This window comes from Bifidobacterium mellis, from assembly GCF_000967265.1.
In the GTDB taxonomy this organism is placed as follows: Bacteria; Actinomycetota; Actinomycetes; order Actinomycetales; family Bifidobacteriaceae; genus Bombiscardovia; species Bombiscardovia mellis.
The window spans coordinates 1,735,595-1,762,192 of sequence record NZ_KQ033885.1; the positions used below are offsets into that span (position 1 = coordinate 1,735,595).

Annotated in this window: 20 protein-coding genes, 1 tRNA gene, 1 other RNA gene and 2 pseudogenes; 2 read left to right on the forward strand and 22 right to left on the reverse strand. The window is 60.1% G+C overall.

Annotated features, from left to right (window positions below):
- Positions 1-51: 51 nt before the first annotated feature.
- The 21 genes and pseudogenes from JF70_RS07395 to ffs form a co-directional block, all read right to left on the reverse strand.
- Positions 52-867 carry a fumarylacetoacetate hydrolase family protein gene (locus JF70_RS07395; protein ID WP_045935833.1) on the reverse strand — a complete coding sequence of 272 codons (816 nt, stop codon included), beginning with the start codon at positions 865-867 and terminating at the stop codon, positions 52-54.
- A 66-nt stretch (positions 868-933) separates the two neighbouring features.
- The gene (locus tag JF70_RS07400) at positions 934-1,752 is read right to left on the reverse strand and encodes a YggS family pyridoxal phosphate-dependent enzyme (RefSeq protein ID WP_045935834.1); all 819 of its coding nucleotides are present in this window, start codon (positions 1,750-1,752) and stop codon (positions 934-936) included.
- A 130-nt stretch (positions 1,753-1,882) separates the two neighbouring features.
- Complete coding sequence (gene gluQRS / locus JF70_RS07405; protein WP_082069457.1) at positions 1,883-2,926, reverse strand: tRNA glutamyl-Q(34) synthetase GluQRS; 1,044 nt, start codon at positions 2,924-2,926, stop codon at positions 1,883-1,885.
- A 90-nt stretch (positions 2,927-3,016) separates the two neighbouring features.
- Entirely contained in the window at positions 3,017-4,363 is a 1,347-nt protein-coding gene (locus JF70_RS07410; RefSeq protein ID WP_045935836.1) for a metal-dependent hydrolase family protein, read from the reverse strand.
- A 178-nt stretch (positions 4,364-4,541) separates the two neighbouring features.
- A pseudogene (locus JF70_RS07415) lies at positions 4,542-5,238 on the reverse strand (MIP/aquaporin family protein).
- Positions 5,239-5,427: 189 nt separating this feature from the next.
- Complete coding sequence (locus tag JF70_RS07420; RefSeq protein ID WP_045935837.1) at positions 5,428-6,246, reverse strand: energy-coupling factor ABC transporter ATP-binding protein; 819 nt, start codon at positions 6,244-6,246, stop codon at positions 5,428-5,430.
- A 2-nt stretch (positions 6,247-6,248) separates the two neighbouring features.
- Complete coding sequence (locus JF70_RS07425; RefSeq protein ID WP_045935838.1) at positions 6,249-7,094, reverse strand: energy-coupling factor ABC transporter ATP-binding protein; 846 nt, start codon at positions 7,092-7,094, stop codon at positions 6,249-6,251.
- Complete coding sequence (locus JF70_RS07430) at positions 7,091-7,831, reverse strand: energy-coupling factor transporter transmembrane component T (RefSeq protein WP_045935839.1); 741 nt, start codon at positions 7,829-7,831, stop codon at positions 7,091-7,093. Before JF70_RS07430 ends, JF70_RS07425 begins: the two co-directional genes overlap by 4 nt.
- Positions 7,828-8,433 carry a histidine kinase gene (locus JF70_RS07435; RefSeq protein WP_045935840.1) on the reverse strand — a complete coding sequence of 202 codons (606 nt, stop codon included), beginning with the start codon at positions 8,431-8,433 and terminating at the stop codon, positions 7,828-7,830. The genes JF70_RS07430 and JF70_RS07435 overlap by 4 nt, the downstream gene beginning before the upstream one ends.
- Before the next feature lie 123 nt (positions 8,434-8,556).
- The gene (locus JF70_RS07440) at positions 8,557-9,963 is read right to left on the reverse strand and encodes an MFS transporter (RefSeq protein ID WP_045935841.1); all 1,407 of its coding nucleotides are present in this window, start codon (positions 9,961-9,963) and stop codon (positions 8,557-8,559) included.
- Positions 9,964-9,981: 18 nt separating this feature from the next.
- Positions 9,982-10,926, reverse strand: coding sequence for a nucleoside hydrolase (locus JF70_RS07445; RefSeq protein WP_045935842.1), 945 nt, complete (start codon positions 10,924-10,926; stop codon positions 9,982-9,984).
- 327 nt (positions 10,927-11,253) lie between these two features.
- Complete coding sequence (locus JF70_RS07450; protein ID WP_231578951.1) at positions 11,254-12,309, reverse strand: LacI family DNA-binding transcriptional regulator; 1,056 nt, start codon at positions 12,307-12,309, stop codon at positions 11,254-11,256.
- 311 nt (positions 12,310-12,620) lie between these two features.
- A tRNA-Lys gene (locus tag JF70_RS07455) sits at positions 12,621-12,694 on the reverse strand.
- A gap of 95 nt (positions 12,695-12,789) precedes the next feature.
- Positions 12,790-14,310 carry a formate--tetrahydrofolate ligase gene (locus tag JF70_RS07460; protein ID WP_045935844.1) on the reverse strand — a complete coding sequence of 507 codons (1,521 nt, stop codon included), beginning with the start codon at positions 14,308-14,310 and terminating at the stop codon, positions 12,790-12,792.
- 39 nt (positions 14,311-14,349) lie between these two features.
- On the reverse strand, positions 14,350-15,876 hold the full coding sequence (locus JF70_RS07465; protein ID WP_045935845.1) for a C69 family dipeptidase: 1,527 nt from the start codon (positions 15,874-15,876) through the stop codon (positions 14,350-14,352).
- A gap of 155 nt (positions 15,877-16,031) precedes the next feature.
- Positions 16,032-16,604, reverse strand: a complete 573-nt coding sequence (locus JF70_RS07470; protein ID WP_045935846.1) for a YbhB/YbcL family Raf kinase inhibitor-like protein — start codon at positions 16,602-16,604, stop codon at positions 16,032-16,034.
- A gap of 43 nt (positions 16,605-16,647) precedes the next feature.
- Positions 16,648-17,808 (reverse strand): DNA polymerase III subunit delta', encoded by a 1,161-nt coding sequence (locus tag JF70_RS07475; RefSeq protein ID WP_045935847.1) that lies wholly within the window; start codon positions 17,806-17,808, stop codon positions 16,648-16,650.
- 302 nt (positions 17,809-18,110) lie between these two features.
- Positions 18,111-18,764, reverse strand: a pseudogene (tmk, locus tag JF70_RS07480) (dTMP kinase); the annotation flags it as partial.
- Positions 18,761-21,637 carry a type I DNA topoisomerase gene (topA, locus tag JF70_RS07485; protein WP_045935848.1) on the reverse strand — a complete coding sequence of 959 codons (2,877 nt, stop codon included), beginning with the start codon at positions 21,635-21,637 and terminating at the stop codon, positions 18,761-18,763. The pseudogene tmk and the gene topA, both read right to left, overlap by 4 nt.
- A gap of 148 nt (positions 21,638-21,785) precedes the next feature.
- Positions 21,786-22,805, reverse strand: a complete 1,020-nt coding sequence (locus tag JF70_RS07490; RefSeq protein ID WP_052690792.1) for a phosphatase PAP2 family protein — start codon at positions 22,803-22,805, stop codon at positions 21,786-21,788.
- Between the two features lie 98 nt (positions 22,806-22,903).
- An RNA gene (ffs, locus tag JF70_RS08845) (signal recognition particle sRNA small type) lies at positions 22,904-22,994 on the reverse strand.
- A 236-nt stretch (positions 22,995-23,230) separates the two neighbouring features.
- Here ffs and glf point away from each other — a divergent pair.
- Positions 23,231-24,409: a UDP-galactopyranose mutase gene (glf, locus tag JF70_RS07495; RefSeq protein ID WP_045935849.1), complete on the forward strand. Its 1,179-nt coding sequence runs from the start codon at positions 23,231-23,233 to the stop codon at positions 24,407-24,409.
- A gap of 26 nt (positions 24,410-24,435) precedes the next feature.
- Here glf and JF70_RS07500 read toward each other — a convergent pair whose 3' ends face one another.
- Positions 24,436-25,146, reverse strand: a complete 711-nt coding sequence (locus JF70_RS07500; RefSeq protein WP_156149643.1) for a TetR/AcrR family transcriptional regulator — start codon at positions 25,144-25,146, stop codon at positions 24,436-24,438.
- 195 nt (positions 25,147-25,341) lie between these two features.
- On the opposite strand from JF70_RS07500, the gene JF70_RS07505 reads away from it, so the two are divergent.
- Complete coding sequence (locus JF70_RS07505) at positions 25,342-26,592, forward strand: MFS transporter (protein WP_045935851.1); 1,251 nt, start codon at positions 25,342-25,344, stop codon at positions 26,590-26,592.
- Positions 26,593-26,598: the final 6 nt, after the last annotated feature.

Below are 26,598 nucleotides of genomic sequence, written 5' to 3' on the forward strand. Positions count from 1 at the left end.
TTGAGCCTAAACGACTCAAGTTTTTACCTTGCTTGTTTTCCCGGTTATTTGCTACTCGTCGATGACTACGTTGCGCAGGTAGCCGATTCCCTGCACCTGGACAGTGGCCTCGTCGCGGTTTTTCAACGATCCTGTGGCGTTAGGGGTACCGGTCATGATGACATCGCCTGGCAGCAGGGTGGCGAAGCTGGAGATGAAAGCGATCTGCTCAGGAATGGAGTGGATCAGGTTAGCGGTGGTGCCGCTGGCCTCGGGCACCTCTTCCCCGTTGAGCTTGAAGGAGATCTGCGCATCCCGATAGTCCAGGTCGGTCTCGATCCAAGGCCCGAGGGGGCAGGCGGTGTCAAAGCCCTTGCAACGGGTCCACATGGGGTCGTTCTTCTGTAGGTCGCGCAGGGTTACGTCATTGACGCAGGTGTAGCCCAGCACATAGTCCATGGCCTCGTTGGCGCTGACCTTTCGCGCCATCCTGCCCATGACGACGGCAACCTCGGGCTCGTAATTCATGTCCTTGCTGTAGGAGGGCTTGACGATGGGGTCGTCAGGACCGATGACCGAAGTGGAGGGCTTCATGAAGAGCATGAGCTTCTCCGGTGGCTCCGGGTTCGAGGATTGGCCATGCTCAGCCATGTAGGCGGCGTGGGCACGGTAGTTCTTGGCTGCTCCGTAGATCTTGGAGGGGATGACCGGGGCCAGCAGCCGCACATCCTCGTCGTCCAATGGGTAACGCTTGCCGGTGGGTTCGACCTGCTGGCCGGTCAGGGGGTAGCCGCTCAGCTCGACCAGGTAATCCTTGCCGTCCTGCTTGTCGGTTTGGACGAAGGCGTATCGGGGGGTGTCCTTGTAGGAAAAACGCGCGATTCTCATAGGGCACAGTCTAGCCCCAGGCCGGGCCTCTTGACGGGATCGGGTTCCCAAACGGATGGTGGCTGGTCAGATAAACGCCCGTGGGCCGAAGATGGCTGTGCCTACACGGACCTCGGTAGACCCCTCAGCCACCGCATACTCCATGTCTCCGGTCATTCCCATGGACAGCATGGTGCAGGTGTCGGTGCCTGGCTCCCCCGAATCCCTGATGTGGTCGCGCAGACCGCGCAAATGGGCGAATCCGCTCCTGATGATGGCCTCATCATCCACATGCGCACCTACGGTCATCAGCCCCTTAAGCTGAATCCCCTCCATAGCAGCCAGCTCATAGGCCAGATCCAGGGCCTGGTCCGGAGCACATCCCGACTTGGCCTGCTCGCCGGACTCGTTGACCTCCAGGAGTATGCCCATAGTTCCTCCCGCAGCCAGTGCCCGCGTGGCCAGCTTTCGAGCCAGCGGGGACCCGTCGACCGACTCGACCGTGTCGACATATGGCAGAATCTTATTGATCTTGTTGGATTGGAGTTGCCCAATAAGGTGGAAGCCGACGCCGGCGCTTGATGAATCACTGTCTACAGCTTCGGTGCCAAGAGCCAGCTTCCTGTCCCGACAGAGCTCCAGCAATCCCTGGGCCTTGGCGGTGACCTCCTGGGGACGGTTCTCGCCGATCCGACGCACTCCGGCATCAATGGCTGCCATGATCTCGCCCACATCGCGGGTCTTGGTGGCCGCCAACAGAGTCACCGAGCCTTCTTTTCGGCCGGCGGAGTTCTCCGCCTTGGCGATTCTGTCAGCCACACGCTTGACCCCATCCGCAATCTGCATGGCCCGTTCCCTGCCGATCTGCCGATTGTCCAGATCCTTGTGGTCCATATAGGCGACCATGACCCGTTACCTCCTTAAAATCCGGAAGCCTTGACTGAGGCCATGGTAGCCAGTGGCTCATACCGACAAACCCACAAGCCCGGGAGAAAGCGGATGTCGGAAACGAGCGACCAAATTCGGGTCGAAGAAACTACAGACTCGGCTTTGTGTCAGAAACGTTGAGCCCGCTCAGATCCAGCTGTCGGTCCCTGCGGTCAGCAGCCAGAGTGTTCCACGTGAAACCATCCAACAGTTCCTGCGCACTGGCAGGTCTGGGACGGTCCAGGAGTCCCAGAAGCCAGCCACAGACCCCCAACACCTGCCTGGACGACCAGCCGTCTCTTCTCAGTGATCCCAGGTCCGGTGAGCCGAAACGCTTGGACATCCTCCTGCCGTCCACGCCATCGATCAGCGGCAAATGGGCATACTGAACGCGAGGAGCCTGCGGCTGAAGATGATTCCGGATCCACATCTGAATGGCCGTGGACCTCAGCAGGTCCCTTCCCCGCACGATCTGATTGACGCCCATGGCCAGGTCATCCACCGTCACCGCCAGCTGGTAGGAAACCAAGCCATCCGAACGTCTGACGACCACATCACCGACCTGCCTGGACAAATCGAAGGACTTGGGGCCAAAAACCAAATCGTCGAAGCGACAGGTGGCATCCGATTCGTCGGGCTGATCGGGGACTGCGATTCGCAGGCTGTGCCTCTGCGCCCGAGCCAGCCTTTCACTGACCACCTGAGGGGAAAGTCCTCGGCAAGTGCCCGGATAGACGATGAATCCGTCGCCTTCATTCGGCGCCGATGCCGCACGGATGTCGGCACGGGAGCAGAAGCAGGGGTAAATCAGCGGCTGCCCGCCCACCAATTGCTGCGATTCCAGCTGATTCAATGCCTGAGTGTAGGCATCGGCGCGCTGGGACTGGTAGACCACCTCACCATCCCAATCCAATCCCAGCCAGGCCAGGTCGTCCATGATCCAGCAATCGGCATCCTTGACCACCCGCGGCGTATCTATGTCTTCAATACGAAGCCGCAGAACCCCGCCAGGCCCTTGTGACCTGACACCAAGCCAGGCCGCCAGACATGCATAGATATTGCCCAGATGCATTCGCCCGGTCGGCGAAGGCGCCAACCTTCCTACGACCTTGGCTTGGCCGGCCTGGTCCACTCTCGGTTCTCCCTTGTGCATACCGACATGCTTGCATACCATCCGGTCATCGGGAAACCATCAGGCAGCCAAGCTGCCACGCGCCCCTGAATGGTCGCGCAAGGCAAATGATCAGAAGCTGTCGAGCAGGCGATCGATTTCCTCGAAGTGCTTGACCTCAGGACGCCAGACCGGCTTGCCACGAACGATGACCAGCTTGGGATCAGCCAGGGTCCGTATATTCTTGGCAGGGTCCTCATCAAGGACGATCAGATCCGCATCCTTACCCGTGTCGACAGAGCCAGTGACATTGTCAAAGCCCAGGTTTCGGGCATTGACCTGGGTGGCAGCGTGGAAGGCCTGCGCCGGAGTGAAGTCAGCGTACCGCACCAGATAGTCGAGTTCCCGCCAAGTGCCGTACTGGGGCACGAAGGTCATGCCGGTGTCGGTGCCGACGCCGACGGCAATACCGTTCTCATGAGCCTGCTTGGCGCTCTTGACCATGCCGTCGACGACCAGTTCGGAGTTGCCACGAACTATGTCGCTGATTCCCAGCTCCTGCTGGCTGATCTTGACCAGCGGCAGCCCGGCGGACAGCGTGGGGTCCAGGGCTGAGAAACCACGAAGCGAGCGCGGATTGTCAAGGAAGAGCCCGATCATCTCGTCGTCAAGAACACTGCCATGCTCGATGGTGTCCACGCCTGCCTTGAGAGCGGCCTTGACCCCCTCGGGGCTCTGAGCATGTGCTGCGACGAGCACGCCAAACTCATGGGCCTCATCGCAGACGGCAGCCATTTCCTCCTCGGTCATCTGCGGACTGCCGGCCTCACCAAGCTTGGTGGCATCGGTGACGCCTCCGGTCGCAGCCACCTTGATGGCATTGACCCCATGGTCCAGGTTCTCCCTGGTCCGACGCCTGGCCTCTTCTGGAGAGGAGCAGGACAGTGCGATGAAGGGATCACCATGCCCTCCGGGAATCGCCAGGAGGGGGCCGGCGGCCAGCATGCGTGGACCGGTCAGCTCGTCGGCGTCAATCCTGTCACGCAGACGAACCGCCTCATAACCCACATCACCCAGGGTACGAATGGTCGTCACTCCCGAGTTGAGCAGCGTGGAAACGGTGCCTTTGATCCTGGCATCCATAAGGACTCTGCCGGCAGGGCTGTGCACCACTTTCAAGGCTGCGTCGACCACACGCGGCGACAGGTCCGTACCGCCAGACAGGGGCTTGCCGTCGGCAAAGAGATGGGTATGGGCATTGATGAGTCCCGGTGCCACAAACTTGCCCGTAGCATTGATCCGGTGGTATCCGGAAGGCACGTAGGCCAGCGGGGTTGGGCAGACCTGCTCTATCCGGCCGTCCGCGGACACCAGAACAGACATATCCTTCTGGACCGTGCCTTTTTCATCACCGGTCGCGATACTGGCGTGCTCGAGCACAAACGGCTCGCGCTCTTTCCTGCCTTGAAGACGCCCCATGGTCGTACCTGCCTTCCCATCTCCGATGCACTCATTGCGAGGAATCGGGCATATATGGTCAATCATATCCATGGCAGTACGAACCATTCAAGCTTGACTACACACAAGCTTGACTACGCAATGAATAAGGTCCTGAGCCTCCAAAATGAATCACGGGACCTTGTCACCAAACCGCTGATCAGGCGGCGAAAAGACTCTTGGAAATCATCGCTCCGACGATGGCACCGATGATGGGCGCCACCACCGGAATCCAAGCCTCGCCTCAGCGTGAGTCCCCCTTATTGGGCATGGGCAGAATCCAGTGCAGGAAGCGCAGCACCAAATCGCCTGTGTGGTTCAGACCGGGGACGGTGGGACCGCCCAGAGAGGTGCCCCCCCCCCAGACGATCAAGCCGACGACGATGGAGGCGGCAGCCAACCCCTTAGATCCCCATGGCCCTGCAGACAGCAGAGGACTCCCAGGACCAGCACCGGGGGCGCCAAGCCAAAGAACTCATTGACAAAATAATCGACAGGCGATTCCGAGGCATCAGTGGTGCAGAAGGTGCCCGGAATCGGCGCAGGCTCCTTGGTTAGGCGGTAGTGCGGGAAGTAGCAGACGTAGACGACCAGCTGCGCCAGAATATAAGGCAGAACCTGGCTCCATGGGAAGATGCCGATGATGGCTTGCCCCAAAGTCATGGCCGGATTGGTGTGGGCTCGGGATATCCCACCGGGCATGAGCACGGGAAACATGACTCCGAAGCCATATCCCATGCCATGGCAATAGTGAGCCAGCCGGAATGGTGGCCCTTGGCGCCCTCCAGATCCACGTCGGCGACCGCGTCGTTCCCGACACATTCAGCGGCCAACCTGGTCATGAGCGAATCTTCCACTCGACCCTTCACCCCAACCGGTTATACATGGGCCAAGGCATGGGCATCATTCAATAAAAACATGTGGTGACACCAGTCCGAGAAGCGCTCACGATCCCCATTGATCCAAATAATTCGTTGAATTCCACTCAACCAATCACTTGGACTGCGTAGACTGCAGGAACATTACCCCAGGGGGGGGGGGCAGTGTCACCGATTCGTCAGTAACGATGTCTTCGGCAGGGCCGCCATGAAATCCTCGGAGGTGAGCACGTCATGGAAGCCCCAGGCCTGAGCGAGCTGCGCCAGGTAGGGACGGGCCAGATGGGCCTGTTCAAGCAGATCATCGTCCCTGAAGATCCGAGCGATGGGCCCATCCATGAGGATCTGTCTGTCGGCCATGACGATGCCACGCTGGAAATGACGAGTAACAAACTCCATGTCATGACTGATGGTGATGACAGTCTTACCCATTGCCGTCACCTGCTGGATTATCCCTGCCAGCAGGTCCGTAGCAGCCCTGTCCTGACCGGCGGTGGGCTCGTCCAGAATCAGCACCTGGGGATCCATGACCAAAGCCGATGCTATGGTGACAAACTTCCGCTGCGAGAACGGGAGGTCGTAGGGATGGGAATCCAGGCTGTCTTCCAAACCGCAGACTTCAGCGGCCCAAGCGACCCGCCCCCCGATACGTTCCCGGGCAACATGCTTTTTCACCAGCCCATAGGCTATTTCTCGACGGATGCTGTCCTGGAAGATCTGATCGTCCGGATTCTGGAAGACATAGCCGACCTTGGCTGCCACATGGGCGGCATCCTCTTGATCCGTGGCGGTCCCGTCCACCATGACGCGACCATGAGTGGGCTTGAGCAGTCCATTCATGAGTTTGACCATGGTGGTCTTGCCGGCCCCATTGCGGCCTATGATGGCAACAGCTTCCCCAAGCTCGCATGACAGGCTGACCTCCCGCAAAGCCTGATATCCATTTGGATAGGTATAGCTGACCTTATCCAACTCAAGATAGGCCATCCTCAGGCCCCTTTCCGTCCGTAGCGTTCTATGGCATCCTCGACCGAGAGCGGCACGGGATCATTCAACCCCAGCTTCTTGTTGCGCTCCAGAAAGAAGCGGGTGACCTCGGGCAACTGACCACCATGATCCAAGACCTGCGGATCGGTCAGCACACGACGCGCTGGCCCACTCATGGCCACCCGGCCGCCTTCCATGAGGATGACCAGGTCACTATAACGGGCCACCAGATCGATTTTGTGCTCAACCAGGATGACGGTCTTGCCCTGGCGCTTGAGCAGAGCAATGATGTTGAATACATCCTCGGTGCTCTGCGGATCCAGCTGGGAGGTGGGTTCATCCAAAACGACGATGGGCGGGTCCGTCACCAACACCGCAGCAATGGCCACGCGCTGTCGCTGCCCACCGGAAAGCTCCAGCGGATTGGCATCGGCGATGTCGCCCAGATGAAGCAGCTCTATCATGGCATCCACTCGTGCGGCCATCGCCTCCCTCTCTATGCCAAGGTTCTCCAGCGCATAGGCAATCTCCTCCCGCACATTGTCCTTGACACCGGACATCTGAGTAAAAGGATTCTGAAAGGAGTAGCCGACGGTTTCGGTCAGTTCCGCGTCATCGTATTGCTCCACAGGCCTTCCGGCCAGCTGAACCAGACCCGTTGGCTCTCCCCGATAAAAGCGCGGTATGAAGCCGCGGATCAGATTGCAGATGGTGGTCTTCCCCGATCCGTTGGCACCCAGAAGCGCACAGACCTGCCCCTGCTCCACCTGGAAAGAGACATCACGCACGGCATCCTCACGGCCCAGCGGATAACGGTATCCCACATGTTCCAGACTGATGACACTCATTTCCAGACCCTCCATATGATGAACAGGATCAACAGCAGCAGGCAAATCACCTGAATCACCCGGTCGATCGTGTGTTTGTCCAGGCGATAAAGGGAGGTCTTGGGAACAGGCGCCAGAAAAGCACGGGATTGCAAGGCCAGAGCATGTTCCTCGGTCTGCTGAATCAGGGAGAAAATCAATGGTCCCAACATGGGCACGAAGGACTTCACCCGTGCCCAGGCGTTGCCCTCGGTCTCGATGCCGCGGGATTTCTGCGCATCCATAATGGTCCTGGAACGGTTGATCACCTGAGGGACCATGCCAATGGTCGACATGATCACGAACGTAACCTTCTTGGGCAGATGCGCTTGTTCCATGGCGTAGACCATGTCCTTGGGCGTGGTCACCTGGAAGTACCACATGATGGCCGAAGCGCTGGATACGATTCTGGAAGTGATTCCCAGGCTCTTGTCCAGACCTGTGGGAGACAAGGCAATGAATGCCCAGATATGCGCGCTGTCTGGATAGCGGACGATGAAGACCTGCACCAGGAAGATTACCAGAACGACAGTGCCCACGGATGAGAGGAAGGCCTTGAAGAACCTCATACCGTTACCGGCCATGATCGCCAGCAACAAGAAAACCGGGAACATGGCATATTGCAGAATGTACCCAGGGGTGAAGATGCCGACAATGATGGCCAGCAGCACCATGGCCGCCTTGGAGGACGGATACAGTCGGTCTATGAAACCAGTCATGATGCCGCGGCAACCTTCCTGACATAGGGGGATCCGTAATTGAACTTGATCAGGAACCTGTCCGGCAATTTGCGCAGAATCACCCAGCTGACCGAGACATCGATGGCTGTGGAGGCCACTGCGGTGAAGATGCTGGTCGAAAAAACCGACTTGATCAGGCTGGTCCCAGTCACCAGCAAGGCTGCTGTCAGCAGATCGCTACCGGCGCCAGTGACTCCGCCAAAAACAGCTATGGTGACCGGAGCCTTGACCACGGCCGCCGCAATGCTGATTACGAAGCAGGCGGCCACTGCGCCGATGATGTTCGTATACCACCGCCAGCGGGAGAGCAGCCCGGCCACAAACCCTGTAGTCATGGCGACCAAAGCATAGGGGAAGGCCACAGGATTGAGCATACCGTTGATTACATTGCCCATGAGTCCCGTCACCAAGCCCACCCAGGGCCCGCCGAGCATTGACACAAAGAGGGTGCCTATCTGATCGATGAAGATAGGGAATTTCAGAATCGAGGACAGCTGATAACCCACCACGTTGACCGAGACGCCTACTGGTATGAGCAGGAGGGCCAGCAGCGAGAAGTCATATCGCAAACCACGTTTCATCATGGTTCCTTCCCGCGCCAAGAGATACACTCCCGGCGCTACGGGTCCATGCCAGGTTCCCCACCAGTCCAAGGGACGGCAGGGAACCGGTCATGGAATGCCGATGAATTCGCAATATTCTCGTCAGGCCTGCTGCTTGTCCTCTTTCACGTTCTTGAAGACGAAGTAGTAGGACACCATGCCAATGACAATGACCACCGCAAAGATGAAGCAGACATTGGAATAGATGAATGACTGATCTGTGTGGCCCATGGCAGGAATGATCTTCTTGGCCAGACCAGAGCCCGACATGAGCACGCCTGCAACGGCTATCATGGCCGTGTTGATCAGTCGGTTGAGCAGATTGTTGACCGCCATGCACCGCCCTACAACATCATTGGGCAGAGAATTCGGCAGAATCGAATTATATGCCGGGTAGATAACCGTATATCCAACACCGAAGAGAGCAAGGGCTATCCACATGAAGATGATGTTCCCGCCTAAGCAGAATCCGAACATCAACTGCGAGAGCAGGATGATCAGGCATCCCAACTGGAAGCCTTTCTTCGAGCCGATCTTATTGGTGATGAATCCTGATGACATGCCAGAGAGAAATGCACAGATGTTAGCAGGCAGGTACATCATGCCGACGGTCGCGCTGCTCACATCATAATTGGCCTTGATAAGGAAGGGGAAGACGAAGAAGAACGACATCTGCACCCCGTAGACAATGGCACCGACAAGCGAACCCGACACCAACTTGGGTACCTTGAACAGGGTGATATCAATGATGGGGTTCTTGACCATCTTGGAGCAGATCACATAGACCACGACGGATACAAGCGCCAAGCCCCACCACATAATCGTGTTCTTGTTGATGGCCATAAGGATCAACGCAAAAGCAATCGAAAAGATCACAATGGAAACCACATTCATACGTTCGGCAGGCTGCTTGCCGGTCTCCTTGGCCTTATCAGGAAGATATTTGCGAACGGCCGGCAGGGCGATGAGCACTATAACAGGCACAATCATGGTCATCTGCCATGACAGGTACTTGCTGACGAATCCGCCGAACACCGCACCCAAGGCAGCTGACAGCTGATACATGGCTGTATTGAAACCAAGGTACTTTGCCTGCTTATCGGCAGACAGATACTTGCGCACGAAGACCACGAAACATCCAGGAATAACTGCAGCGCCTGCTACCTGCACCGATCTGGCGGCGATGATCAGCCAGAAAGAGAACTGGAAGGCAACCATCAGGATGGAGCCGATGCCGAACATGGCCGTTCCGACAGTGAATAGCTTTCGTGGCGATACATCGTCTGACAGCGTGGAATAAATGGCGCCGCCCACCCCGAATACCAGGGATGCTATGGTCGTCAGCCAGCCCACCTGAGCCGGAGAAAGAGCGAAAGTCCCGGCAATGTCAGGCGAAACGATGCCAAACATCTTATCGCTGAAGACCTGCATGAAGCAGATGAAGATCATGAAAGGCATGGCCTTGAGGATCAACGACTCCTCAAGCTCGTCGGTAGATTTCTCGTTCATTGCTCTCAATTGCCTTTCCTAGCGAAGTACCGCGTCCATATGGGCGTAAAAGTCTTTCATGAACCGTTTGCCGTCTACGCTCAGCGCCACCTTGGTGGTAGGCTCTTCGGCCACCTTGTCGAGGTTCTCCACGGTATCGCCATCGGCTTCCCCAGAAGTCACGACGGTGATGTTCATCGGGATGGTAGTGACCAGATCAGGATGCATGGCTACACCAACAGCCAGAGGATCATGCAAAGCGCAGCCAGCCAGATAGGGGTGGTGAACCCGGTAGGCCTCAAGATAGAATCCCACGGCCTTACTGAGAATCTTGGCGCTTTCACTGTCATAGCCCTGCCAGACCTTCAACTCCTTTTCAGTCAGCAGAGTCTTCCTGGTGACATCCAAGCCAACCATGGTGATGGGTACTCCCGATTCGAAGCAGATCTTGGCCGCTTCTGGATCAACCATCACATTCGCCTCGGAATAAAGATTGCAGTTCCCTGGAGTTATAGCTGCACCGGCCATGCTGACCATGCTGAAACCAGGAAGTGGACCGTCGGGGAATCGCAGCAACACCTTGGCCATGTCGGTCATGGGACCAGTGGTGATGATCTGCAGGTCTTCCCCGTAACGTTTGATGCTGTCGACGATAAAGTCGACTGACTCTTCTGGAGTGGCATCGCCACTGATATCAGGAAGGTTTTGATTGCCCAGTCCATCCATGCCATGAAAAGTGCCCGAATATTCGCGATCACGCTGCAATGGCTTTTCAGATCCCATGTAAACCGGAATCTGGTCGCCCTTGCCAAGACTGTTCACAATGTGCTTGGTGTTGGAGTAGGTCTTGGGGACAGTAGCCATGCCGTAGGAGGCACAGATCCCGATCAGGTCAAGATCCTCGTGAGACAGGGCATAGCAAAGTGCGAGGGCATCGTCCACACCCGTGTCAACGCATAGAATTGATTTCTTCCGGCTCTCCATTGATTTCCTCGTTTCCGTTCCTCTCGGAACTCCCGTCAACCGGAATCAGACGAGCAGCCACGCGACATTCTCGTCAGCATCGATTCCCGCATCAGCGGTCATCCACCGCCCGGTCGCCATGACCGTGAGGTTGATGGCCGGCATTACTCTCCCCCGCAATTCCACGGAAAGTCGACGCTTCATCATCATCCGGTGTACAGCGTTCACGCCATTGGTTTAACGTTTTATCGCTGTCGTATGATTACGATAAAACGTTAAATCATCGCTGTCAACAGCGGCGCGTCAATACCGGATATCCAATATCAGGTATGGTATAAGGCCTTGCAATCAGTTCCGATGCATCGGGCCGATCGAATCCCTGGCAATGAAGATGGTAGGAATAGCGACCATGTGCCGCTCCATGCTGTCGTTGGCCTCTTGTGGTGAAGCAACCTTCCCGTCATCGTCAGCGGCATCCTCACGGGCCCCGATCAGCTCCAGCACCTCCCGCACACCTCGGCGACCCATCTCCTGGGCCTGTTGGGATATGACCGACACCTGCGGGGTCATCAGCCGAAAGACCTCGATGTCATCGAAGGAAACCACCGAGATATCCGCCCCGATGACGAGCTGACGCTTCTGCATCAACCCGATCATGGTGATGGCGTCCGGCGAGTAGCCGAAGATGACAGCCGTGACATGGTGGGCCATCAGCACATCCAGACCCGCCACACGCGAGTCGTACTCCCCCTCGCAATCCACGACCGGGCAGTCACAGTCCGGCATCATCTCGGCAGTCAGCTCACGGAAGGCGCTCTCCCGCTCATAGAGGGTGGTCGAAGCCAGCGAGGAATGCGAGACGAAGCCGACGCGGCGATGGCCTTTCCGGTAAAGAGCCTGCAGGGCCTGACGTATACCCTGACCGGGGTCTGAAACGATGTAGGGCACCGAAGTCAGACCAGGCACCCGCCGGTCCACGAAGACCAGGGGCAGCCCCCACCTGACCACATCCTCAATGCCGTGGGTGGGCACCCCTTTGGGCACAACGATGGCCCCGTCGATCCGCTGTCCCATGATGTTGCGCAAAAAGGAATCCTGTCGGGCCGAATCCTCGCCGAAAGAACCAATCAGCGTCGAAATGCCACGGGCATAGAGCTCCTCCTCCATGGAGGCAACCATGTCTGCGAAATAGGCATTGCGCAAGTCCGGCACCAACAGCCCCACGGTCTTGACCGGATCAGAACGCATGGCCCGGGCCCGGGAATCAGGCACGTAGCCCATGGACTTGACCATGCTCAGTACAAAGTCTCTGGTCTTGCGCGAAAAGCGGCCTTTGCCGTGCAGGATCTGCGAGACGGTGGTGGGTGATACCCCCGCCCGTTCAGCCACATCGCGAATGGTCACATACGTCAACGCCAGCCCCCTTATGCCTACCCAAGAGAGCAGGCTCCCTACTCTTCTGCCATCATCAAGATACCTCACGACCACCGCTGTGCCTGTGAAATGATGCAGACAGACAACGCGAGGAACACGCCAGCCGATTAATCAGCAGACCCCAAAGCGTCCAGTTTCGGCAAGGCCTCAGCCTAAACTGAGGATGCCGGAATTCCCCCGATGCCATTTGGTATACATTTAGCATACATTTTGGGTTCGTCGAGCGTTGTCACGATATGAAAAAGCCCAGCAACCGTTGCGATTGCTGGGCTTTGACTCTGTGCCCCCACGGGGGCTCGAACCCCGGACACGCTGATTAAGAGTCAGCTGCTCTAGCCAACTGAGCTATAGGGGCAGGGCACTTTCAAGAGCCAAGTAGATACTATACACGGTTTCGGCAGGCCCGCAACACGGCGCGTCACAGGTCTGCCGAATCCATGCATAGCCTGCTTAGACGATCTTGGGCATGGGCGTGGTCAAGGAGGTGGTCAGGTTCACCTGCAGGAGGCCGGCACCCGTATGGGCCTCGACCTTCTTCAGGGTGACCGTGCGCTTGTCCTGGTCGGCCCGGTCATCGTCGGTCATGGTGGCTGGCGATTTGACCGCAACCACCACCAGATCCTCGAGGGAGATGCCTGCCTTGCTGCACAGGTCGGAGGCCGCCTGGAGGCTGTCCTGGAAGCCCTCACGCTCGACGACCCGATCAGCCGGCACACCGTAGGCACTCTCGGCGATCCAGCGAATCCGATCCGGCACGGACATATCATGCAGGCTTGCTGTATCCGCCTGGGCGTTCGTGGGCTCCTGCAGGGCTTTGATCAGATCGTCCAGCTGAGGCTCAAGAGCCTTGCCCCCGTCACGGAAGAGGTTGCCCGCGATGGGCTTGCGGAAGCCCAGACCGTCGGCGGTCTGTCGCAGGGAATCCACCTGGTCGTCCTCGCCCTCCCAGAGGTTGATCAGAGGGAAGGTGGGGATGCCCAGTCCCTCCAGACGGTGCACGTGGAAGGGATAGCGCCAGCTCAGCTTGGGATCGTCCCGCCAGGTGGTGGCACGTGTGACGACCACGGCGGCGGCCGGCCACTGGGCCCCATACTCGCGGGCGGCGATGTCCAGCCACTTCTGGGCGCCGGCATCGGCCCCGTAGCCCGCCTCGACGACGACCACGTCATGCCGGGCGCAGGCCATCTCCACGGACACCAGACTGGGAATGCCGATGGAGACGTTGGCGAATGGCCCACCATGCACGTAGACCGGAGAGCCCTCCAAGGTCTGGGTGAAAGCAGGCTTGACCGCGTCGGTCAGGATGCCAGTGATCCGCCAGAGGTCCACAAACTCTCCGAAGGTGACCGGACGGCCATCCAGGGTCCCCGCAACCATGGCTGCCACGCGCCGTTCGATCTCCTCCATGCTCCTGGAGAGCACCACGATCTGCATGAGCTCGCAGGTGGGAGTCAACACGGTCCGCTCGGGCAGATCGCCCTTACCTCGGTCCACGGTGATCTGCCGCAGGGACCGCGAAGGCACCTCACTGACCCGGGGCACCAGGACGGTGTCCAACCGGCCCTCGTCCACAGCCTTCTCCGCAAAGGAAACCAGCAGGTTCTGGGCGGATTCGATGGCCGCCATCTCCCCGCACAGACCCCAGTCCACCAGCTCGGGATGAGTCAGGGAGGACTTGCCGCCGCCGGAGGCGCCACCCTTGGACCCGGCAGCGGTAATGCCCATGCTGGGCTGACGCAGGACGGCCGCAGCATCCACCCCCCGGGCGCGCAGAGCGTCGATCAGGGCGATGGTGGTCGTGGTCTTGCCCTCCCCTCGCGAAGCCTTGAGCGGGGTGTCGGCGGTCACCAACAGCACACGGCCCTGCTTGCGCGGCATATCCGAATGCTCCCGCAGATCCTTCAAATAGCCGAAGGCATCGATCTTGTCAAACAAGCCGTATGGCCTGACGTAATCGTCGAAACCCGTCATGAGGCTCTCCTCCTTAATGGTTTTTGCAAATCGGATGGCTCAGTTGTCGGACAGGTGGTATCCGTTGCGCATGCCCATGCTGACCGTGTAGAGCACCTGGCCAAGCAGGTCATCGGTCTGTTCGCGCAGACGGTCGGCCATGTCCTGGTTGGCGGCCTCCAGCACCTGGCGCACCTCGGCGTTGTCGGTGCCCTGATCGGCGCCCTCCAGCCGTGCCACCTGCTCGTCAGCAGCGGCAATCAGCCGGTGGCCCTCGCCGCCCACGCTCTGCTGGTAACGCTCGACAGCCGCCGAGGTGCCTGCAAATTCGGAATCGCACAGGGCGGCGATCAGCCGGTTGGACCAGTAGAGGCTGTCAGTGGAGACCCGGTCAGTGGCGTTGGCCAGATAGTCGGGTGTCCGATCCACATTGGCATAGAAGGGAACCAAGGCATTGAAGGCGTTGGACCCGTAGGACATCCATTGGATGGCCCGGCAGGATTCAGGCCGGTAGGGGCGCAGCTGGATCAGGGCCAGCTGGTCGTTGCGGTTGATGCCGATGGGCCGGTAGAGCCCTTTGGTGTGCTGGTCGCCGGTCCGCCCATAGGGATCGTAGGGCGTGCCCTGGTAGTGGGAGCTGAGTAGATACTTGACATCCTCCACGGTAATCAGCCGCTCGGGCTGACGGCACCAGGGAATGTTGTCGCTGGCGGGAGTGTGATCGGCGTCCGGCCCGTCCCAGATCTCGTCATAGGGATTGAGGAAGCGCTGCATGTACCAGGCCCGGGGCGTGTTGTATACATGGTCCGAATCGCTGTGGGATCCGAAGGCGTCACGCGGGTTGAAGGGCGAAGCCGACTCCACGGCAAGATTCAGGTGGTTGTCGGCGATGAACTCCCGCAGGTCGGCCGAGCAAAGGTGATCGGTCTGGTCTCCGAAGGCGTCGTCCAGATCGAACTCGTCAATGCCCAGCTGGTTGGGCATGGTCACATAAGAGTCATCTGGCACCCGCTTGGCGATCCAGTGATGGCCGCCTATGGTCTCCATCCACCAGATCTCGTCCACGTCGCTGAAGGCAATGCCGTTCATCTCATAGGTGCCGTAGCGCTCAAGAAAGGAGCCCAGCCGCAGGACACCCTCCCGCGCCGAGCGGATATAGGGCAGGACGATGGTGACCAGATCCTCCTCGCCGATGCCTCCAGGCACCTCGGCCAGGTAGCCCTCATCGCCCGGACGGCCCTGGGCGGGGGTGAGTTCCACCAGCGGATCGGCGCCCAGAACACGCTCGTTGGTGGTGATGGTCTCGGTGGCTGACATGGCTACGTTGGCGCTGTTGACGCCCGCTTCGGCCCATAGCCCTTGGTCGAGCACAGCATTGGGCACCGAGGTATATCGCATGGGGTCCTCGGGCAGGTCCATCTCCAAGTGGCTGATCACGCTGCGGTAGTGCCGTGGCTGCTGGTCGGGAGCGACCAGGACGAAGCGTTTGGGACGGAACTCCCCGTTGGCTGAGTCCTCATTCCGAGCGATGATGGTGGATCCGTCGTAGCTGGCATTCTTGCCTATCAGAAGCGTGGTGCAGGGCATATAAACGTCTTCCTTGTCTGATCGCGGTCAATTGTCATCACCCAGTCCGGAAGTCGAGGATGCCTTTGCACCCGACTGCGTGGGCAGGCAGGGATGACGGCCGTCTGCGCACTTGGGGCATGGCCTCACTCTAGTGCCAGACCGCCCCAACCAGGTCAGGCATCAGCTGGCAGCCAGGCCCGAGCCGCTGCGGCCACCGGCTGGGCGGAATGGATGGCATGGGCCAGGGCATTGAGCCAGAACCCCTCCTCCAAGTCGGGCAAAGCTTCTTGTGTGGCCCAGACCGACAGCACATAGTCATGAACCCGGTCTGGAGGGGTGGGACCGTTGTAACGCATGAGCACGGCGGGGTCGTCGGCGATCTCCTTCTCCATGACCAGGGGCGAGGCCGCCGAGGTGCGCCCTTGGGGCACGCCGGGAATCAGATTAGACAGATTTCTGGAGAAGTCCTCGGGAATCGCCAGAACAGAGCTTCCGGTCCCCTCAGGCTGCAAGGCGAGCAAAGCCTCGATGGGCAGGTTGGCCAGGGACCAGTGAATCCAGGGGAAGCCGCACACGGGCACGGAGTCAGGATCCACCAGCATCCAGTGCAGGTAGCGGGCCCCCTGGGGCACATCCTCAAGACGGAAGGGGAAGGAGACTACGGGACGTCCCTTGCGTGTAAGGGACTGAGGGGCGCGCTTGGCGTACCGATCGGGAATAGTGCCGAAATCAGTGATAATCCTCATGATTCGATTCTCGCCCGCCAAGCCGACGAGGTCAAGTTCATACTCAGACCAGCAGAGTGCAGAAGAGGGCCTCGAAGACCAGGAGCGGCGAACCGTTGGCAGCCAGCCTCCTGCGAGCCCGGGCGATCAGCTGAATACGGTCGATGGCCCCCTGCCTGGAGAGTCTGACGGACAGATCGGCAATTGCCGCCCGATTCTCCAAATTGACCAGACCCGCCTTCTCCTCGGCGCCGTTCTGCAAGACACCCACATCCCGGTAGACACTGGCCAGAGTGCTCAGGTTGCGGTCCAGCACATCCCGGGTCAGTCTGGTGACCCTACGGCGAACCTGATCCTTGCCGCCCAAGGCATGATAGGCCCCACGAAGCTGACGGGGAATACGTTCCTTGTCCCTAAGGCCGTTGATCTGCCGAAACTCCCGCTCGTCCCTGGCCACCTCATCGTCCACGGTGGCAGTGGCCTGATCCCGGGCCGCATCCACCACCCGGCCAGCCAGGATCACGGCATCCGAAGCGCGTCTAAGGCCCAGCAGGCCCACTACCAGCTCATCACGGTCGGCCAGGACCTGATCCCTGGTGGCGTAGAGGCGGGCGATGCCGATGTGCCCCTGCGCCAGACGGGCGGCCTTGGCGGCCAGGGGCCGGTCCACTCCCACCTGGTCAGTCAGGAAATCAGCCACTGCGGTGTTGGACGGCACCGCCAGGTTGAGCACTCTGGTCCGTGAGCGGATGGTGGGCAGCACGTCCTGGGCGCTGGGTGCGCACAGAAGCCAGATTGTATGCTCGGCAGGCTCCTCGATCTCCTTGAGCAGCACATTGGTGGTCCGCTCCAGCATCCGGTCCACGTCTTCGATGATAATGACCCGCCAAGGCGAGGTTGAGGGCATCTGCTCCGAGGTCATGATCAGCTCCCTGACCTCGTTGATGCCGATGGTGACCTTGTTGGTGGACAGTATGGTCACATCCGGATGGGTTCCGGCCAGAACCTGCTGAGTGACACGGGTGGGCTGGTCGCTCAATCCCTGATCCGGACTGATCAGGGCTGCCGCGAAAGCCCGGGCCAGATTGGAACGCCCTGATCCAGGAGGGCCGCAGATCAGCCAGGACTGCGCCACCTCGTCATGACCCTGCGCCTGAGCGGCCACCGTCCGCTTGAGTAGCTCGACCGTGGGCTGCTGGCCCACAATGGCATCCCAGACGCTCATCGGGTCTTCCGCAGGAGTCGGGACCGGAGCAGCCGCCGAGCGCGGGAACCTACAGGAACCGAATCGTCGTCAGCATCCCCACCGACTGTCGCTGCCTCCATGTCCTGGTCGTCCTGGTCGGCATCAGCCTCCGGTGCCTGATCGGGCGTATCCATAGCCTCGGTCCAATCCGACTCGGCACCCTGCTCATCGTCCTCATAGCCTGCCGTCGATTCATCCTCGTCGGCATCGTCATGGGCGTCAGCGTCGTCATTGTCATCATCGACCTGAGGCAAATCCGGCTCACGCCCTTCGACCAACTTGTCCAAATCGTCCTGGATGATCTGCCAGACCTGGTCGATGGATTGGGTGGCATCGATAACCAGGAACCGGTCGGGCTCATTCTGAGCCAACTGCAGGAATGCCTGACGCACATGCTGCTGAAAGTCATCGCCAGCCGACTCCAGCCGATCGGGCTCATGATCCAGACGCGACTCGGACTGGGACGGATCCGCGTCCAGCAGGTAGGTGCGCTTGGGCATAAGGCCCTGACTGGCCCACAGGCTCAGACGACGAATCACGTCCTCCGACAGATCACGGCCTCCGGCCTGATAGGCCACTGAGGAATCCAGATAACGGTCGCAGAGCACAATATCTCCGCGATCCAGAGCCGGACGTACCACCTGGGCCACATGCTCGGCCCGGTCCGCCGCGTAGAGCAGGGCCTCGGTCCTTGGGGCAAGATCGTCGGAGGCGTCAACCACGTCGGTGCCCCCGGTCACGGCCACCGAGGGAAAAGCGGCCAAGCCATGAAGGACGAGTTCCCGGATGGTCAAGCCGACAGGGGTGCCGCCCGGCTCGCGGGTAATCAGGGATCGCAGGCCACGTTCCTGCAGATAGTTGTGCGCTTGTTGGACCTGGGTGGTTTTGCCTGCTCCATCCACGCCCTCGAAGGAAATGAACAAACCATCGCTCATGCCTGATGCTCCCTAGTCCTGGAAGTCCTGGTAGTTTTAGTCTTCTTTGTGGTTTTGCGGGCGCGGGTGGCCGACTTGCCAGCTGTCGATTTGCTGGACGCCGACTTCCGCGTTGTCGACTTGCGGGCAGTCGACTTGCGGGTGGTCCGGCCGCGCCGCTTGGTGGGTCCGGCCGCGCGCTTCTCTGCCAGCAGGCGGAAGGCCACCTCCGGCTCGATGGACTGGGCCGTGTACTGCTTGGGCAGGGTCCTGTTGGTCTGCCCGTCGGTGATGTAGACGCCGTAGAACCCGTCCTTGATGGTGACGGGTTTGCCGCTGTCAGGGTCCGTACCCAGCTCACGAAGAGGGGGCTTGGCCGCGCTCCGGGAACGCCGTCCGTACTTGGGCTGGTCGAAAAGGGCCTTGGCCCCGGCCTGGTCGATAGTGAAGATCTGCCCCTCGTCTGTCAGCGAACGTGTTTCGGTGCCGCCGTCTGTCTTGGTGGCCGTCAGATAGGGGCCATAACGGCCGTTGCTGGCTGTGACGGTGGCCTGACTGGTTTCTCCCGTCTTGGCATCGGTCAGTTCGATGCTGCCCACCGTCCTGGGCAGGCTGAGCAGCTTCAGGGCATCCTCCAAGGTGACCGTATCCGGATCCATGGTCTTGAAGAGCGATGCCATTTTGGGCTTAGGACCAGTCTGCTTGGCTGTCCGTGCGGTCTTGCCGGTCGGCTTTTTCTGCTCAGAAGCTTCCTCCTCGGGACTGATCAGGGCCACATAGGGTCCGAATCTGCCCTTACGCACCTCGACCCGACCGCCGGTCTGCGGATCCTTGCCCAGCTGACGGGGACCGCCGGCGTTGGATGCAATCAGTTCATGGCCCGCTGCCACGGTCAGCTCGTCCGGAGCCATGGTGGGCGGCAGTGAGGCCCGCTTGGGGTTGCCGTCGGCATCCAGGTCGGCCGTATCCTCAAGATAGGGGCCATAGCGGCCGACCCTCACCTGCAGGCCATCACCAATCTCGATGGTGTTGATCTTGCGGGCGTCGATGTCCCCCAACTGGGCCACCTGCTCCTGCAGACCCTGATGGGCCTGGTCAGCGTTCTGAGCGGCACCCGGACCCGAGCCGAAGTAGAACCGAGTCAGCCAGTCCTTGCCTCGCTCCTTGCCATGGGCGATCATATCCAGGCCGTTCTCCATCTGCGCCGTGAATTGATAGTCCACATACTTGGGGAAATTGGTCTCCAACAATCTGACTACCGAAAAGGCCAGCCAGGAGGGGATCAGGGCACGGCCGCGCTCGTAGACGTATCCGCGGTCAATGATGGTCGAGATGATGCTGGCATAGGTGGAAGGCCTGCCGATCTCCTTAGCCTCCAGGGTCTTGACCAGGGATGCCTCAGTGTAACGGGCCGGCGGCTGGGTCTCATGCCCCTCGGAATCGACGGAGGCGGCACGAAGCACATCCCCCTGCTGGACCGGGGGCAGGGAAGAACCCTCATCATTCTGCTCAGAGCCTGCACCCATGGCCTTGAGGAAGCCCGGGAACTTGATGACAGTGCCTGAAGCCTGGAAGAGGGCCGTACCCTCCTTGCCAGCCTGCGCCGATAGGCGGATGGTGGCTGTGGACCCGGTGGCGTCGGCCATCTGCGAAGCCAGGGTGCGCCGCCAGATCAGGGTGTAGAGCTTGAGCTGGTCAGGGGCCAGACGGTCGGCCAGATCCTGGGGCCTGTGGAAGGTGGAACCGGCGGGCCTGATGCACTCGTGGGCCTCCTGAGCGCCGGCGGTCTTGGTCACATACTGCTTGGACTCGGCCGAAAGGTATTCGGCCCCGTACTCACGCTCGACCCCCTTGCGGGCAGCTGCAATGGCCTCCTGGGAGAGGGTGACCGAATCCGTACGCATGTAGGTGATGAACCCGTTCTCATAGAGCCCCTGGGCAGCGCGCATGGTGGCCCGTGAACTCATGCCCAGCCGATTGCCAGCCGTCTGCTGCAGGGTAGACGTGGTGAATGGGGGCTGGGGACGCCGCCGATAGGGCTTGGTCTCCATACCCGTCACCGTGAAGTCCTGATCCTTCAGCGTCTCAGCCAGGTTCCGGGCATGCTGCTCATCCAACTGCAGGACCTGCTCCTTGGCAGCGGCCTGTGTCAGCTTGCCCTCGGAGGTGAAGTCCTTGGAGACCGCCAGCCGCTGCTCCCCCAGGCCGATCATCCGTGCCTGAAAACCGTTCGACGACGCCGATTCCCCGGCATCCTCCTGCACCAGACGCGCCAGCAAATCCCAGTAGGAGGCCTTGACGAAGGCCATGCGCTCACGTTCGCGCTCCACAATCAGCCGGGTCGCCACAGACTGGACACGCCCGGCGCTCAGCCCCGGTCCCACCTTGCGCCAGAGCACCGGAGAAAGCTCGTAGCCATAGAGCCTATCCAGCACCCTGCGGGTTTCCTGGGCATCGACCATGTGGGCATCCACATCCCTGGTGTGCATGAGCGAATTCTTGATGGCCTCCGGGGTGATCTCATGAAAGACCATGCGCTTTACCGGCACCTTGGGTTTGAGGGTCTGCACCAGGTGCCAGGCGATGGCCTCCCCCTCCCGATCCTCATCAGTGGCCAGATAGAGCTCGTCGGCGTTCTTCAGCGCCTTCTTGAGCTCGGACACCGTGTGCTTCTTCTTGTCATCCACGATGTAGTAGGGCTTGAAGCCATCATTCACGTCTACGCCGAACTTGCCGTAGGCCTTCTTCTGGGAGGCCGGGATCTGCGATGGCTGGGCCAGGTCGCGGATATGGCCCACCGAAGCCATGACCGTATAGCCCTTGCCCAGGTACCCGCCGATCTTCTTTGCCTTGGTTGGCGACTCAACAATGACGAGCTTATTGCCGGATGCCATGGCCTCTCCTTATATTGTGGTCTTTCGCACGCCATCTTACTCACGAGGTTCCGTCACCATGCAAATCAAGGGGTCATGTGCGCGGGTGTGGATCCCTGGGTCCGATGGTGGATGAATCAGAGACGTTCAGTACGCCCAGAGATTGACCTCAGTCATTTTGAGGCGGAGCCGGAGGTCGACCGACAAGGCCCATCCTGGTCAGAGGCGAGGCCGTGATCTGCCTCATCGCCAGAACCAGTCCCAGGGTCAGCGCCAGAGCAGAGGCCATCATTATGACGGCCGAGCAATGAACTCCGTAGGCCGTCCACCGGGCGCCGATCTCCAGTCCAGGGCTGACCTGCCAGATGACATAGCAGGCGTAGAGAATCCCCAGGAACCCCGCAACCAACATCAGGGTGGAGACAATCTGAATCGAAGCCGATGACATCCTGGTCCCAGGGATATCCATCCCGGTTCCCCGGGTGGCGGACAGAGCAATAAGACAGAGACCGGCCGGAATAAGAATGCCCATGACCACATCTGAGGGGCGGTGCCAGCCACCCTGCACCAGCGAGCAGCCCACGGACAGGTCAAAGGCGAACCCTATCAAGGCGACCGGGGCCCTCCAAACGCGCGGCACCACGCAGAGCAGGACCAGGACCACCGCCAGAGCCAGGATGGTGTGCCCGGATGGAGCCGAATTGGCTGCGGAGGCCTGAGCATGGATCAGCACAGGACGAGGCAGGAAGCGTTTGAGAACACGCGCCGCCCCGTAGACCACCAGAGCATAAATCGCAACCTGGCCGAGCAGCCACCACCGGCGGCGAGCCAGAACAACCGCCAGGGCTGCAAGCCCCAGCACCACGCAGATCACCACAGTCACATAAGGAGCAGTGAACAGTCCCAGGTAGGCCTTGACCAGGGGCGACTGGTCAAGGAAACCGCGGAAGTTGGTCAGGGCCATGTCGTCATAGGTCTGCCCGGGAACAGTCCAGACAGCCGCCCACCAGACCAAAGCAGCCAGACCCAGGCAGGCCAGGCCGGCGACCAGGCACAGGACCAGGGCTGAAATCCGGGGGCGGGACGTTAAAGGATCCCGGTCGACATGACTGCCGTCCTCTTTGGTCTGCTCGTTCGGGTCCCGGTACCAGGCCTGCTGTGCTTCGCCCTGCTCGCGCTTGTTGGTCATACCTCAAGACTCTATCCAACCCCTGGGTCGACAGCCGACACCCCGTCCGACGAACGCGTTGTTTTCACGACTTCGGCCAGCCTGGTCAGGACAAATATGGAAAACTCCCACGCACCCGCCAGAGGCCACTTACCCTTGCTGCATTCCTGCCCTGGGGGGATTGGGTGACATGACGCCACGTGAGAGCAAGTCACCATGATAGCAGACAGGCTCCACTTGTCCACCGGAAAGCGCCGACCCATCCATGCCAGGTGCGTATTCGGTCGATATTGCCGCCCACAACTTCCCTGAACAGACCTGTCCGCTAGCATGTAGGCAACAGGATCGCCGTACTCCAGCGGTTGATCAAGGATCATGCCGGACGATGGCAACAGATAGTAGATAGCCCGGCATCACAGCGACAAGGGACGGATGGCTGAAGACGAATGGCTGATATGGATGCTGATTTGGTGATTGTGGGCGCTGGCCTGTTTGGTCTGACCGTGGCCCAGCAGGCGGTCGAGCACAGCGGAGCCCGGGTACGCATAATCGACGTGCGCGACCACATCGGCGGCAACGCTTACTCCTACATGGACGAGGAGACTGGGGCCGAAATCCACAAGTATGGGGCCCACCTCTTCCACACCTCCAACCGCAAGGTCTGGGAATACGTCAATCGCTTCACCGAATTCACCGACTACACCCACCGCGTCTACACCACCCACAAGGGCGAGGTCTACCCCCTGCCCATCAACCTGGGCACCATCAACCAGTTCTTCCACGCCCACTACACCCCCCAGCAGGCCCGGGAACTGATCCGGGAGCAGGCTGGCGAGCTGGCAGGGACCGACCCGGGCAACCTGAACGACCAAGGCATCTCTCTGATCGGCCGGCCCCTGTACGAGGCCTTCATCAAGAATTACACGGCCAAGCAATGGCAGACCGACCCCTCCCAGCTGCCCGCCTCCATCATCAAGCGGCTTCCGGTGCGGTTCAACTACGACAACCACTACTTCAAGGACACCTGGGAGGGCCTGCCCAAGGACGGCTACACGGCCTGGTTCGAGCGGATGATCGACGACCCCCGCATCCAAGTGAGCCTGCAAACCGACTTCTTCGACAACTCCCAGCCCTGGAATCGGGATGCTCTGGTGGGACAGGTCCCCGTGGTCTACACCGGCCCGGTCGACCGCTACTTCGACTATCGTCTGGGCGAGCTCAAGTGGCGGACCGTGGACTTCAAGGAGCGCCGCTACGACGAGGACGACCACTTCGGCTGCCCGGTCATGAACTTCTCCGATCCTGACGTGCCCTACACCCGCGCCATCGAGTTCAAGAACTTCAACCCCGAACGCTACGACCGGCAGAACCATGAGCGCACTGTGGTCTGGGAGGAATACAGCCGCTTCGCCGGCAAGGGCGACGAGCCCTACTACCCCATCAACACCAGCGACGACCGGGCCCTCTATACCCAGTACAAGCAGCTGGCGGCCCAACAGCCGAAGGTGGTCTTCGGCGGCCGCCTAGGCACCTACGCCTACTATGACATGCACCAGGTCATCAACTCGGCCCTGGATGCCTGGGACAAGCGGATCGCTCCCCTGGTAGGCCCCGCCAAGGACTGAAACAGCACCCGATTCCTGTCGACCCTCTAGCGGCAATCATCCCACTGGGGTGACGGGAAGAGAATGGGTTCCGCCTTTGTCCACAGGGCGATCATGTCGTCGTCGGGATTGGTCAGTGCCTGGATCTGCACTCCATCCATGGTGCAATAAACGGTTCTAATCAACCGGTGGAAGGCCGACCGATCCCGATAGGGCTCAGGCAGCTTCCAACGGATCCCATCCATAAAGTCGATCATCCGGGCATGGCGATTACGGTAGTACTCGTGTGCGGGATGAGCCGGATCGTGAGCCTCTACAGCCAAATGCATGAAGAGCATGACCAGGACCATACGCTCGGCGTTCTCCTTGACCAGACGACGCAGATAACCCGGCAGCGAATATAGGGGATGCCCCTCCTGGTCTCGACCAATGGCCAGCTCATCGCGCTCGCCGGGCTTGGACCCAAAGGTGAAGGAACCCTGGTCGTAGTAGACCTGGATGACCAGGGAGAGCAGCTCCTCGCGCGTGCGGACGTAATGACGCAATCCCGGCAAGGTCAGACCGACGGCATCCGCAATGGCCTGCATGGAGACGCCATAGGTGCCGTAGTAGGCGATCATCTGGGCGGCGACCTGGGCTATCTGTCTGCGGCGTTCATCAGGGGCCATCCGCTGACGGGCGCCGATCGGGCGGCCCGGAAGGCGTCCGACCTGACCTCCGCCCGCCCTACTGGTGGTCTTCCTATTCGCATCACTCATCAGAATCATCATACCGTTGGCCGACAGACCGTCCTAAGCCGTACATAGCCCCCTTTCCCTAGACGCTCTCTTGACGGAACCGCCCACAATGACCTGCCCTCTTGCTTATTTCATATATTTAAGATATAAAACAATACAGGAAGCACGGCGCTTCCCCACTGTGCACAGACGCACCGAAAGAGAGGGAGTCGGATAATGACACAAGCCGATTCAGCAGGCAGGCAGGAGCTCGGCACCGCAGCTAAAAGCCGATACTGCATTGCCTTCTTCGTTTTCAATCTGTTCTGGATGATGGCCCTGTCCATCGTCGCCTCGGTCCTGCTGCCCCAACGCCTGACCGACATCGCTCCGGGGTCCAAGGTGGCCATATCCGGGGTCTTCAACGCCACCACGGCCCTGACCTCCCTGGTGTCCAACCTGATCGTGGGCAACCTGTCCGACAGGACCCGTTCCATTTTCGGCCGCAGAACCCCCTGGGTTGTTTCCGGCGGCCTTATAGCCGGCATCTCGCTCTTCCTCATGGGCGTCATTGCCAATGTCTGGGCCATCGGCATCTTCTACTGCCTGGCCATGGTCGGCCTGAACATGATGATCTCGCCAGTGGTCGCCTCCCTGTCCGACCGTGTTCCTGAATCACAGCGGGCCACCATGTCGGCATTCATATCGGCAGGCAATCTGGTGGGCAACTCCCTGGGCACCCTGGTCGGCGCCCGCTTTATCACCATGCAGATTCCCGGCTGGATCATGTCCGGCCTGGTTATGGGCGTGGCCGGCCTGGTCACGGTGGTCATCTGGCCCAAGGAACCCTCTTCCAAGGACATGCCCGCCTTGAGCAGCAGCCTGCGCTCCATCCTGGAATCCTTCCGTCCGCCTCGCCACGCGCCCGACTTCTGGCTGGCCTTTGTAGGACGTTCCCTGCTCCTGTTCAGCTACTACATGATCCTCAACTACCAGCTCTTCATCCTTCAGGACTATATGGGCCAGTCCGTCAAGGACTCGGCGGCCACCATGTCGACCATGTCCCTGGTGCTGATCGTGGTCTCCATGATCGCGGCCCTGGGAGCAGGCCCGATCTCCGACAGGATCGGCCGCAGGAAGATGCCCGTGATCATCGCCAGCCTGCTTCTGGCCCTGGGCTATGCCATGCCTTGGATCATCCACAGCCCCCTAGGCATGATTCTGTTCACCGCCATCGGCGGCTTCGGCTACGGAATGTACGGGTCGGTCGACCAGGCACTCAACGTTGACGTTCTGCCCAACGCCGAGGAGGCCGGCAAGGATCTGGGCATCCTCAACATCGCCACCACCCTGGGCCAGATGGTGGGGCCCATGGTGACCTCACTGATCGTCTCAGTGACCAAGTCCTACCAGTTGGTCTTCCCCACCGCCATCGTCCTGGTGCTGCTGGCCTGCATCTTCATCAGCCGCATCCGCACCATCAAGTAAGGAGTC